The organism is Acinetobacter sp. TW_SC_4 (assembly GCF_054861205.1).
The window spans coordinates 2,386,060-2,398,085 of sequence record NZ_CM142174.1 but is presented as its reverse complement, the minus strand read 5'-3'; the positions used below and the strand labels follow the sequence as shown (position 1 = coordinate 2,398,085).

12 protein-coding genes and 3 pseudogenes are annotated in these 12,026 nt (G+C 41.7%); 10 read left to right on the top strand and 5 right to left on the bottom strand.

Annotation, left to right across the window (positions count from 1 at the left end; all coding sequences use genetic code 11):
- Nucleotides 1-133: 133 nt before the first annotated feature.
- From ACWM1W_RS11715 to ACWM1W_RS11695, 5 genes are all read left to right on the top strand, one after another.
- Nucleotides 134-1,138, top strand: coding sequence for a CobW family GTP-binding protein (locus ACWM1W_RS11715; protein ID WP_375725612.1), 1,005 nt, complete (start codon nucleotides 134-136; stop codon nucleotides 1,136-1,138).
- 100 nt (nucleotides 1,139-1,238) lie between these two features.
- Entirely contained in the window at nucleotides 1,239-1,769 is a 531-nt protein-coding gene (locus ACWM1W_RS11710; RefSeq protein ID WP_175968015.1) for a YaeQ family protein, read from the top strand.
- An 87-nt stretch (nucleotides 1,770-1,856) separates the two neighbouring features.
- Entirely contained in the window at nucleotides 1,857-2,480 is a 624-nt protein-coding gene (locus tag ACWM1W_RS11705) for an MgtC/SapB family protein (RefSeq protein ID WP_375725611.1), read from the top strand.
- Nucleotides 2,481-2,559: 79 nt separating this feature from the next.
- Nucleotides 2,560-2,898, top strand: coding sequence for an FKBP-type peptidyl-prolyl cis-trans isomerase (locus ACWM1W_RS11700; RefSeq protein ID WP_004814829.1), 339 nt, complete (start codon nucleotides 2,560-2,562; stop codon nucleotides 2,896-2,898).
- Between the two features lie 173 nt (nucleotides 2,899-3,071).
- On the top strand, nucleotides 3,072-4,907 hold the full coding sequence (locus tag ACWM1W_RS11695) for a sensor domain-containing diguanylate cyclase (protein ID WP_104425863.1): 1,836 nt from the start codon (nucleotides 3,072-3,074) through the stop codon (nucleotides 4,905-4,907).
- Between the two features lie 12 nt (nucleotides 4,908-4,919).
- Here the strand turns inward: ACWM1W_RS11695 and ACWM1W_RS11690 are convergent, their stop codons facing one another.
- Entirely contained in the window at nucleotides 4,920-5,366 is a 447-nt protein-coding gene (locus ACWM1W_RS11690) for a GNAT family N-acetyltransferase (protein ID WP_104425864.1), read from the bottom strand.
- Nucleotides 5,367-5,757: 391 nt separating this feature from the next.
- On the opposite strand from ACWM1W_RS11690, the gene ACWM1W_RS11685 reads away from it, so the two are divergent.
- On the top strand, nucleotides 5,758-6,243 hold the full coding sequence (locus tag ACWM1W_RS11685) for a hypothetical protein (protein WP_104426979.1): 486 nt from the start codon (nucleotides 5,758-5,760) through the stop codon (nucleotides 6,241-6,243).
- A gap of 35 nt (nucleotides 6,244-6,278) precedes the next feature.
- Here the strand turns inward: ACWM1W_RS11685 and ACWM1W_RS11680 are convergent, their stop codons facing one another.
- Nucleotides 6,279-7,160 carry an alpha/beta hydrolase family protein gene (locus ACWM1W_RS11680; RefSeq protein WP_375725610.1) on the bottom strand — a complete coding sequence of 294 codons (882 nt, stop codon included), beginning with the start codon at nucleotides 7,158-7,160 and terminating at the stop codon, nucleotides 6,279-6,281.
- A gap of 157 nt (nucleotides 7,161-7,317) precedes the next feature.
- On the opposite strand from ACWM1W_RS11680, the gene ACWM1W_RS11675 reads away from it, so the two are divergent.
- Nucleotides 7,318-7,590: a hypothetical protein gene (locus tag ACWM1W_RS11675; RefSeq protein ID WP_004784921.1), complete on the top strand. Its 273-nt coding sequence runs from the start codon at nucleotides 7,318-7,320 to the stop codon at nucleotides 7,588-7,590.
- 138 nt (nucleotides 7,591-7,728) lie between these two features.
- Nucleotides 7,729-8,226: a DUF2505 domain-containing protein gene (locus ACWM1W_RS11670; RefSeq protein WP_262477666.1), complete on the top strand. Its 498-nt coding sequence runs from the start codon at nucleotides 7,729-7,731 to the stop codon at nucleotides 8,224-8,226.
- 52 nt (nucleotides 8,227-8,278) lie between these two features.
- On the opposite strand, the pseudogene ACWM1W_RS11665 reads toward ACWM1W_RS11670, so the two are convergent.
- Nucleotides 8,279-9,540 (bottom strand): annotated as a pseudogene (locus ACWM1W_RS11665) (MFS transporter).
- A 166-nt stretch (nucleotides 9,541-9,706) separates the two neighbouring features.
- Between ACWM1W_RS11665 and ACWM1W_RS11660 the strand changes: the two are divergent.
- Together ACWM1W_RS11660 and def are read left to right on the top strand one after the other, a co-directional pair.
- Nucleotides 9,707-10,472 (top strand): annotated as a pseudogene (locus tag ACWM1W_RS11660) (IS5-like element ISAba31 family transposase).
- A 245-nt stretch (nucleotides 10,473-10,717) separates the two neighbouring features.
- Nucleotides 10,718-11,206 (top strand): annotated as a pseudogene (gene def / locus ACWM1W_RS11655) (peptide deformylase).
- On the opposite strand, the gene ACWM1W_RS11650 reads toward def, so the two are convergent.
- Both ACWM1W_RS11650 and ACWM1W_RS11645 read right to left on the bottom strand, forming a co-directional pair.
- Nucleotides 11,207-11,644, bottom strand: a complete 438-nt coding sequence (locus tag ACWM1W_RS11650; protein ID WP_004784913.1) for a YbjQ family protein — start codon at nucleotides 11,642-11,644, stop codon at nucleotides 11,207-11,209.
- 3 nt (nucleotides 11,645-11,647) lie between these two features.
- The gene (locus ACWM1W_RS11645; RefSeq protein WP_004784911.1) at nucleotides 11,648-12,004 is read right to left on the bottom strand and encodes a YbjQ family protein; all 357 of its coding nucleotides are present in this window, start codon (nucleotides 12,002-12,004) and stop codon (nucleotides 11,648-11,650) included.
- Nucleotides 12,005-12,026 lie beyond the last annotated feature (22 nt).

The window sequence follows — 12,026 nt, the reverse complement described above, 5'->3', positions numbered from 1 at the left end:
CTACAAACTGTTATTTTTATTTGCACTGAGATAAATAGGATTTACTCATCCAAAAAATGAACACTTTTGCAAGAGTCCAGTGCTCTATAATAGTCAGGTTTACTACTTCTAATTCTATCTTTGAGAATCAATTTTGAAAGTTCTTGCCGCTCAGCAGACTATTCCTGTACACATCATTTCCGGATTTTTAGGTGCCGGTAAAACCACTTTATTAAAATATTTACTGAGCCAGAAACCGGAGCAGGAAGTCTGGGCTGTGCTGATGAATGAATTTGGTCAGATTGGCGTCGACCAGCAATTACTGCCTCAGGATCAGGGCTATGCAGTGAAAGAATTGCTGGGTGGCTGTTTATGTTGTAGCAGTCAGTTGCCGATGCAGATTGCTTTATCCCGGCTATTGTCAGAAACCAAACCGGACCGGCTATTTATTGAACCTACAGGACTCGGACATCCCGGACAACTGCTGGAACAGCTCACTGAACCACATTGGCAGAGTCATTTAAAGATGCAATCTTTGGTTACCGTGGTGGATGGCTCACGTTTACATGATCGGGACTGGACGCATCAGAACCTGTATGCGGATCAGCTGAAAGTTGCCAATATTGTGGTCATTTCCCATGCTGATTTGATGACTGAAACTGATCATGCTGCTTTAACTGAACTCAAGTCTGAGTATCAGCCCTATGCTCAGCACTGGCTGATGATAGAAAACGGACAGCTGGATATTGAGCAAATCAAACAGGATTATCAGGGTACTCCTCGGCAGATCCAGCCACTGCTCAAGCAACAGCGCCAAATATCTGGAGAGATGCCGGCTGTCGTACATCAGTTGCCTTATCATTATGTTGAAAGTGCACAAGGCTGTCAGGTGGCAGGTTGGAAATTGCCGAAACGCTGGCAGTTTGATTTTTATAATCTGCTGGATTTGCTTTGTGAGCAGCAGGACTGGCTACGTATCAAAGGGATTTTCAATACCAATCAGGGCTGGAAAAGCTTTAATTTCAATCCTGAACAGTTTAATTATCAGTCTGCTGAAGAAGGCATTGATAACCGGGTAGAAGTGATTTACCAGACTTCACGTGACTGGCTAGAATTTGAAACCGCCTTGATGCAATGCCGGATTAATCAGGAAAAATAGCTTCGAATCTGCGTGTAGAAAATAGCTGGATAAGACGAAATCTGTCCAGCAAAAAATCAATAAATCTTATATGCTAGGCGCCAAATTTGAGGATTGTGTTATGGCGTTAAAAGCGACAATTTATAAGGCAGATTTGAATGTTGCCGATATGGATACCCATCGTTATGAAGACTATCAGTTGACGATGGCGCTGCATCCTTCGGAAACCATTGAACGTCTGATGGTACGTATTCTGGCTTATGCACGTTTTGCTGGCGAGACGCTTGAATTTACCAAAGACCTGTTTGAGACTGATGAGCCAGCGTTGTGGGAAAAAGACCTGACTGGCCAATTATTGAAATGGATCGAAGTAGGTTGTCCTGACGAAGATAAAGTCAAGAAAGCCAGTGCGCGTTGCAAGCAGGTCGCAGTAGTTGCTTATGGTTCTTCAGTTGATGAATGGTATAAACGTAATTCCAAATTGAAAACTTTATCAAATGTTGAGGTCTGGAAAATTTCAACCGCCAGCACTGAAGCGGTACAACAGTTATGCGAACGTACCATGCAGCTGCAACTAAATATCATGGATGGTGAATGGACCCTAATCGGTGATCACGCCCAAGCTGTAATTGAATGGGAACAGTTACAATAACAACTCACAAGGATGCAAGTTTCGACTTGTGTCCTCGCCCCAATATTTCGTATATCTGGAGAGAATAATAAGTTCCAGGGACGAAGCATGTATCATGAACTTTATGATTTGGTGTTAGCAGTCGTGATTGGTGCGGTTATTGGAGCGGAACGGGAATATCATAGTAAATCTGCCGGACTGCGCACCATGCTCATGGTCAGTCTGAGTTCTTGTCTATTTACTATTATTTCCTTAAAAATCGGCGTCGCCAACCCCGACCGTCTGGCAGCCAATGTCTTAACTGGCCTGGGTTTTCTGGGAGCCGGAGTGATTTTAAAAGATGATAACCGGATTTCTGGGATTACCACTGCAACCACAATCTGGATGACAGCTGCACTGGGCATGGCAGTTGGTGCTGGCTATGAGCTGTTAAGTATTTGGGCGACCTTTATTGTCATGACGGTGCTGGTTTTGCTGATGTATGTACAACGCGGCATTGAATCTCTGAATCAGGAACGTAACTACGAAATTGTCTGTCCTTTTGAACAGCATGAACCAGATCATTATGAAAAACTGTTTAAACAATACAAATTAAAAGTCATCCATTCCAGCCAGCAAAAAATCGACCGGCGGATCACAGGCCGCTGGATCCTGATGGGTTCGGCTAAAAATCACCAGAAATTAACCCAGTATTTATTACAGGATAAGAAGGTTCAGGAACTCAGCTTTTGATCCATTGCAGTTAAAGTCTGAGGAATTTGGCTCAATCGTGTTTATACTAGGGCTATTTGCAAAATGAAGGATATTGACGATGACCAAAGAACTAGAAATTATTGACCTGGTGGTGGGTGAAGGTAAAGAAGCGGTAAAAGGTGCACTGATTACCACGCATTACACTGGCTGGCTGGAAGATGGAACCAAGTTTGATTCATCGCTGGATCGTGGTAATTATTTTGAGACGGTCATCGGCACTGGTCGTGTGATTAAAGGCTGGGATCAAGGTATCATCGGCATGAAAGTGGGGGGCAAACGTAAGCTGATCGTACCTGCTCATCTGGCTTATGGTGAACGTAAAATGGGGAACATTATCCCGGCAAATTCCAACCTGATTTTTGAAATCGAACTGTATGACGTTAAAACACGTGACTGATATTATGTGACTTTCTGAACAGTACAATATGTCAGGAATTCAGCAGCAGGATAGCTCGTCGGTTATCCTGCTTTTTTATATGAAAAATCATTGGCAATATCCAACATTCCACGTACATTAGAATTAATAACAGTAGCTACAGGATGGCCTTTTTGCTCAGGTTTAGGGGGATTATGCTGATATTGGCATCGTGGTTGATGCTGATATTTTTGATGGGGACTACACGGATCGTGTGGGCTCAATATGATGCTGCTCCAGAATCTTATTTCCTAGCTCATCAGAATGAGGTCACCGAACTAAAATTTGATGAAGATAGTACCACCTTGTTGCAAGGCAAATGGCAGTTCTATCCACGTCAGTTCATTGAGCAACCAGATCCTGAACTCGAATCACAAGTAGTTGAACTTCCAGCTTCATTCAAGAGCCTCACCGGAACCAATGCCACTTATGGCACTTTTATTAGCCATTTTAAAATTCCCAAAAAATTTATCGGACAACGTTTAGCGATTCAGATTCCGAGTCAGTATGGTGCTTATAGCATTTATTTAAATGGGGATATCTTGCTGCGTCTTGGTAAAATCAGTAAAACCCCGACAGGACAGGTGACTGAAAAGGCACCTAAGATCGCATCTTTTGTGCCACAGAATGAATATTTTACCTTAAGTATTCAGGTTTCCAACTATACTAATTTACATGGCGGACTAGAAAAGCCTCTGAAAATTGGCCCCTCTGCGACCATTAACCGACAGTTTATGTTGCAAATGCTGAGTATTGCTTTGGTCTGTGGCACAGTGCTGGGTGTAGGACTATTTACCATTTTATTTTCCCTGTTTCGCGGATCTGTGGAGCGAAATAGCCGCAGTGTATTTATTTTTGGCTTATTTATTATTTTTTTGGCACTGCATAATCTGTTTTCTGCGCCACATCCATACGCCATTGTAAGTAAAATCAGTTGGTTATGGGGCGCTCGTCTAGAATATCTGTTCACTTTTCTGGCAATCTTATTCTTCCTGAGCTACATGTACCTGTTTAAGCCACGTTATATCCGACGTTCAATTTATTACGTAGGTGCGGGATTACTGATTTTTAATATCGCAGTAACCTTGTTTAACACACCAGAAGTTTTTGAGCGTCTAGCTTTGTATAGCGTTATCTATGGTCTGGTGATACTGGGTAATTTTATTTACGGGTTTTATGTGACACTTTCTCAAGGAGATGAATATTCGTTCACTAACCTGTTTGCCATCATCTTTTTGTGTGTGACCTTTCTTAATGATTATCTGGTATTACTGAATGTAATTGAGAGCGTGCATCTGTCATTTATTTCGACCAGCCTGTATGTCTTGATCATTATGTTTCAACAATCTCGTAATTATGCCCATCAAACCTACCATACCGAGCGACTGAATAATAAATTAATGATCTTGAATAGTTCACTGGATCAGAAAGTCAAAGCACGTACCGAGCAATTACGTGAACTGAATGCCAAACTCAAACATCAGGTGAATATTGATGCTTTGACGGGTGCCTTTAACCGTCGTGCTTTAAATGACCAAATCCAGCAGCAGTTTTTATACTGTCAGCAACATCCACACAGTACACTGATTTTTGCCATGCTCGATGTCGACTATTTTAAAAATTACAATGACTATTATGGGCACTTAAAAGGAGATGAAATTTTACAGAATCTGGTCAAGGTCATTCAGACGGTACTCCCTGAATCCGCGTATTTAGCCCGTTATGGTGGAGAAGAATTTGCGATTCTACTTACTGATGTACCTGTTCAGGCAGCCTTAGAGTTTCTGGAAAAAGTCTTGCACAAGATTCGCGAACAGCAATTTGAACACTTAAATCGAACAGATGATAAATCTTATGTCACGGTCAGCATGGGTATTTCCTGGATGGATCAAACACATCCCTATCCAGATATTCATGCACTGATGAAAGCGGCAGATGTGCAGTTATACGCGGCTAAGCAGGCAGGGCGAGATCAACTTAAAATGGCATAAAAATTTTTAATTTTAAAAAGCGTATTTATATAAATGATAATTTTCTTCATTTTCCGATTGATGATTCGGTGAGAAAAATCCATTTTTTTGATAATAACTTAAAGCTGTTTGAGTCGATTGGACTTTAATTTTATGGATATTTTTACGCACTAAGGATTTGTGCATCTGATCAAAAAGCTGGGTGCCAAACCCGAGTCGCTGGAAACGTGCAGCCACATAGTGCATCAGGATTTCTCCAGTGTCACTGACCAGCAAAAAGCCGACAATCTGATCATTTAAAATATACACCCAGCAGTCGTTATAAAGCATTTCCACAATCAGCTGGGCGTGATTAAACTGCTCCAGCCAGCGTTGGATCACGCTGTCTTCACGTTGATGATCCAAAATACAGGATTGAATACTGTTGTGGATGACCTGAATTATTTGAGGTATATCTTGAATCTTCCCTTCACGAATCATAATTTTATTCATTTACTCGACCATAAAGAGGGACCTTTTATTTGAAGGAAAATGCTCAAAAAAACAAATACCAATCGTGTAGCTTTTTGAGTGCATTTGCTAAAGAATCCAGAGTTGATGATCGATTCTGTAGTGATTTGTCTGATTTATTTATCCTGATCAATATTGGCTTTCTGGATTCATTCTAATTTTTAACAAGATTTTAGATCCTTATTTCAAATTGAATACTGGGAAATAAGGATCAACCGAAGAAAAAAATCCAAGAAGATCTAAAAAAATCCTCAAGTTTGCTGTACAAAAAATAGACTTGTGTTAATTTGGAAGAAGATCGCCAAATCAAGAATTGGCAGACCGTGATAAAAATAAAATTAACTACACGAGATGATCAATGATTCTTAAATTCCTGATTTTTTCATGTCTAGCCCTGATACTGTATGCGACCTGGTTTATCGGCATGAAAATCTATAAAACCCAGCGCTATGTAAAGACTAAACGTGTCGAAAAAGAGGATCCGATTTCCAGCAGTACTGAAGAGAGTCAACCTGAGTCTCAGGAAACATTGCATGTGGTCGATGCCTATGAGCTGGAACTGTTTGATGATGTGGCGCAATTATTTTTCCAACATCAGGTTCAGATTCAGGATCGCAATGAAGCAGAGCAGTTACAGCAGGAACTGCTCCGTAAGATGCCGATGCATACCGGTACACAAATCCGTCAGATGGATTTAGGCGAATGGTCAATTTTCTGGAATTTTTATGACCAGTCACTGGAATATTATGTCGGCCGTTATGGGGTATTTTATGCCCATGTCGACCGTTTCGGCGAGGAACACCGTCAGGAAATCAGAACCGATATTCAACAGGCACATTATGCTTAAGCAGGTAAATGCTTAAATACTCTAGAGACTAAAAATCAAGCTGCATTTTTGAGTTGATGTAATTCACTGAACTTGGCGAGCACTTCATCCCAGAGCTTTTCTGCGCCCTGACGGAAATAACCCATATGTCCAATGTGTTTGAGTCCATAATCGGTCGCCTGAATATCAATATAATGCAACGAGGCCTGACGGTAATGTTGTATAAAGGCTTGTCTGGATTTAGGTAAGGCCCAGGCATCATCGAGTGCGGCTACGGCATAAATAGGTGTTTTTACCGCGGCATAATGGGCATGTAGGTCTTTCAGTTCAGGATCGGCAAAGAAATAGGTTGGATTTTTGCACCATTTGCGCCACTGACGATAAACATCACGCGGCAAGTCAGCGCCCATATTTAAACGACTCCATGGCAAATAGCCTGTCACCGCTACCATCGGTGGAAAAACAATATTCCAGATTACCTGAACCTTGATTCTTTCAGTTAAAGGCATATAACCATGCCAGCCAGCACCGGTGCCAAAGCAGTACATTGCTTCAATGCGATCATGATATTTACTTAATCCCAAAGCCTGCCCGCCATAGGAGTGGCCAATCATATAAATATCCAGACCGGTTCGGCTGAGATAATCAATCGCAGCGCTGAGATCATATTGTCCCCAGTCTAAATAGGACATTTTAAAATTCTTTAAACGTTTGGGTGCAGAATCAGCCACCCCACGATAATCAAAAGTCAGTACCTGAAAACCTGCTCGTGCTGCATAATCGGCAAAACGCCGGTAAAAAGCTTGGGGAACACCTGTCGCACAGGCGATGACAATATTGGCTTTGGCATATTCACTGCGGTAAAGCTTGCCGGTTAAGGTATAGCCATCTTCTGCCAGAAACTGCACGGTTTCGACCTGAACTTTTCCTTGTTGCATACTGGATATCCTTATACGTGGATTGAATCAGGGGAGGTGAATCTATATTATTTTTAATCTGATCTAAGCCATGATGTCAAAACTCATGAGTCGTAAATGACATCTATGCTTACCTATATGGCATGTAATCTCCTCATACAAAAGGAAGGGCTGCCTCATGCTGATTGATTTTCATCAGGCACAATTACAGAAATTTATGGCTTTAGCGACTCAGGTTGAAGCTGAACCGGAACACTATTTACAGTTTGATTCCGTTTCTGATTTTTATAAGGCCAGCTGGTTAAAGAAATTTCCTGCGGGCACGGTCTGGTATGCTTCTGGCCTAGATGATGGGGCAGAAGAATTTCATGCAGTCATTGAGTATCGTGAAGTTCAGCTTTTACTCAGCTGTGGACCCTGTATATCTGCAAAAATTGCCTGGAAACATTGACCTCAATGCCAATTTTTCTCAATAAAAAAATAATGACAGCCGATGTAAAATTGACTTAAATAGCTTATCTTCTCTGTCAGATGATTCATTTGACTTAATTTGAGTCCATAACCCCTAATAAAAATAAGGAAAATAGATATGGCCCACCAGTTTACCGTAAATGCAATTATTCGCGGTGTTTCGATTGATGAGTTTAAACGTCTGGCAAATGACATCAGTTTGCATGAAGCGGTTTGTCATCGAATCCCTGCTCAAAATATGGAAATTCTGGTTTCAGAAAAGCAGGGACATCTGTATACCCTGAAGCGTGCCTACAATCTGGATGTCAAAATCCCAGATATTGCCAAGAAACTGCTGAAAGATGCGTTTCGCTTGCAGCGTACCGATGTTAGCAATCTAGAAGAAATGACTTCAGTCGTGGAACTAGGTGCCAATCTGCCGATTGAAGCTAAATGTAAGCGTGCCGTTACAGGTGATGAACAGCAGATTCAGTTCCAGTTGAACTGGACGGTGAATGTGAAAGTGCCTTTGGTCGGTGGCATGCTAGAAAAACATGCTGAAGACGAAATCCGCAAGTTCAGTGAAATCGAGATCAGCATTGTAGAAGATGAGCTACGCAAGAATCTGAAAGTTTAAATTCGTACATTCTCACTTAAAAAAGAGCCTGTAAGTCAGGCTCTTTGTTATTTTAAGCTGTTTTTTCAAATTTACTGCGGTAAAGCAGGGCAGTGAATAGGGTCACTAGACGTACAGGGCGCCAATATTGCTATACAGGCTCAACCATTGCACCAGTGGCAAGGTGATTCCACCTGCAATCGCATAGGCCAGATTATAGGAAAATGAAATTCCGCTGAAACGGATTTGTGCCGGGAACATTTTCACCATGCTATAAGACACCATGCCCACGGTTCCTGAGCTTAGACCGAGCAACATGTAAAGCATGAACACCGTTGACGCTTCAACATGACCCAGACTGTGATAAAAAATCCCAGCCATTGCCGCGACAAAAATAGAGCCAAGTAAAATGACCTTGCCTGCACCGAAACGGTCAGCCAGTATACCAGCGATAATGCAGCCGAACATTTGCATTAGGATTGCAGCACTTTGCATCTTGAACGCATCAGCACGTTCGAAACCAAAATTGGCCACCAGCAAATTTGGCATCGCTAGAATCAAGACCACCACACAGCCGGTCAGGAACCAGGTAAATAACATCCCGATGCCTACAGCAGTTTTGTGGCTTAACAGCACTTGCTTGACCGGTAATTCTTTCGCCAGTTCTTTTTTCGCCTGCATGGCTTTAAAAACTGGAGTTTCTTTCAAATAACTACGTAGGTACAGTGCCACAAAACCAAAAATCCCACCTAGAATGAAGGGAACGCGCCAAGCCCAGTCTTTGATTTCCGCTTCAGTGAATTGAAGGGAAATAAACAGCGACATTAGGGCACCGAGTAGAATTCCGAGTGATAGGCCAGCGGTCAGCAAACCATTGGCAATCCCAATTCGGCCTTCAGGCACATGCTCAGACACAAAGGTCCAGGCAGCCGGAATTTCACCACCAATCGCAATACCTTGAACAACACGCATCAATAGCAGCAGCAATGGCGCAGCATAACCAATACTTTCAAAGGTTGGCATGATCCCAATCATGAGGGTCGGTAGCGCCATCAGCAAGATGGATAAACTGAATAGTCTTTTACGACCGATCAGATCCCCAAAATGCGCCATCACCACACCGCCGAGTGGGCGAAAGAAATAGCCTGCGGCAAAGATGCCATAGGTATTTAGCATGGCCCAAAACGGACTCAGGGTACTTGGAAAGAACAGTTCAGAGATCAATTTGGCGTAGAACACATAAATGACAAAATCATAGAATTCCAGTGCGCCACCTAGGGACGATAGTCCGAGGGTGCGTTTATCAGCACGGCTCAGATAGGGTTGTGCATTCATGTGCTCGTTCCATTATTTAATATCCATGATTTGAGTGCTGATTTTAAAGAAGGGTTATTTTCTTGAATAATCAATCTTTCTTTGTTTAGGGCGTGTTGACACTTTTAGCTTAAAAAAATAGCGAAGTAGTAAAATCAAATCACCAAACCCAATTTTACTATTCGCTATGCCTCGTACCATGCTGACAGATCAACACTGGCAAAAGTTGAAAGTTATTCTGCGTAATTTATCCATTCACCACAACTCAAATTTACGCAATTTTATTGAAGCTATTCTCTATAGAATTAGGACAGGTTGTCCGTGGCGAGATATTCCTTCTTGTTTTGGTCATTCAAACTCTATTTTCAAACGTTTTAATCGTTGGTCAAGCAGCGGTAAGTTACTTAGATTATTCAAATTACTAGCCTCATGCCCCGATATGGAATGGATTTTTATTGATGGCTCTCATGTACGTGCTCATCAACATTCTGCCGGCATAGCGAATCAATCTATTTCTAAAAGTGCAGGAGGAAACTCCTCAAAAATACATTTGATTGTTGATGCACATGGCAATCCTATTGATTTCATGATTACCGATGGAACCACACATGATGTTAAAGTTGCGCCTGATTTAATATCAACATTAGATTTAAAAGAGACAAAAGTGGTATGTGCAGATAAAGGCTATGATTCAGAACCACTGCGTGAACAGATCAGGAAAACAGGGACTAAAGCGAATATACCAAAGAAAACGAATAGCCAATCGAACAATGACCATATGGACTGGTATTTATATAAAATCAGGCATTTAGTTGAAAATATGTTTTGTAGATTAAAGCAATTTAGAGGAATAGCTACTCGATATGACAAGCTCAAAAGAAATTATCAAAGTTCTGTTGCCTTAGCCTGTATATTTTTATGGCTACCTTTATAGGGTTAATTATGAACAGTAAGTGTCAACAGACCCTAATCTAAACTAAAAGTTATTAAAATTTAAATGAATAAAATAATTTGGAATGTTTTGATTAATTATTTTCCTTTCAAGTGAAGTTTTTAAGGCAAAAATAAGCTGGAGTCCGAAACATTACTTAAAATACAGCTTATCTTTTTTAGACGTATTTATTCATTTTAGTATGATGTTCATTCTGTAATTTTCCTTCTAAGATAGAGTTAGATGAAAAAATTACAGGATAGCGTGATGACAAATACCTTAGCAGTGGCACAGCAAGGTGAGGCCGTTTTAACCCTAATTGCCAGTCCGGTCACACAGGCTGAATTTGACAGTGACTGGTTGCGGCAATTTAACAGCACCTTGATGGAAACCATGCAGCACCGTCAGGGCGTGGGCATTGCAGCACCGCAGGTTTATGTCTCTAAACGCATTATTATTGTCGCATCACGGCCCAATTTACGTTATCCGGATGCGCCGTATATGGAAGCCGTGACCATGATCAATCCGGAGATTATCAGTGCTTCAGCTACGCAAGTATTGGGTGAGGAAGGCTGTTTAAGTGTGCCTGAACAAAGAGGGAGAGTAGCTTGAGCAGAAGAGATTCAGGTACGTTATTTTACCTTAGAGGGAAGGGAAATAGTTCAGTCGTTCAAAGGCTTTCCGGCACGAATTGTACAGCACGAAATTGATCACTTGAATGGAAGTCTATTTGTAGAGAAGCTTGCAGAAGCATAATTACTTGGCTTGAATTGCGGTGCCATAAGCGAAGACTTCAACCATACCACCTTGCATGCCAAGTTCAGTCGTACTGAGACGGATTCCCATAATCTGGTCAGCACCCATTTTTTCTGCTTCCAGTTTTAATCGTACTATAGCTTCACGTCGTGCCCGTTCAACGACACTCTCATAACTGGTCAAACGACCACCTAACATGTTTTGCACATTAGCAATCGCATATTTAAAGTAATCATGTGAAATGACCACATTGCTGCTGATCATATGACCGGGGAATGTAGATTCGTTAAAACGGCTATTATTGACCCGGATATAAGCTAAACGCTGTTCCTGCTCATCCAGATATTGCAGATGCTTGCGCTCGTTATAGCGACCAAAACCGAAACCCACGCTGAACAGAATGGCAAAAATGACAATCTGTATAATCAATCCGTCCATGCATTAGTTCGCCTGTGGAAATGGATCAGGCAGTTTAGGCATGACTGGATCAGCGATGACTGCTGTGCCATAAACAAACAGTTCAGAAGCACCTTGGGCAATATTTGAGGTAGAAAAACGAATACCCACAATCGCATTGGCACCCATACTGCGAGCTTTTTCAATCATCCGGTTCATGGCTTCCTGACGGGATTCTTCCAGTAATTCGGTATAAGCGGTCAACTCGCCGCCGACAATATTTTTCAGGCCGGCCAGCAAATCACGTCCAACATGCTTACTGCGCACGGTACTGCCATAGACTACATCGATTTGCTGGCGAATGGTATGTCCCGGTACAGATTCCAGATTGCTCAATAACATGCAGATATCTTCTTAATCAATC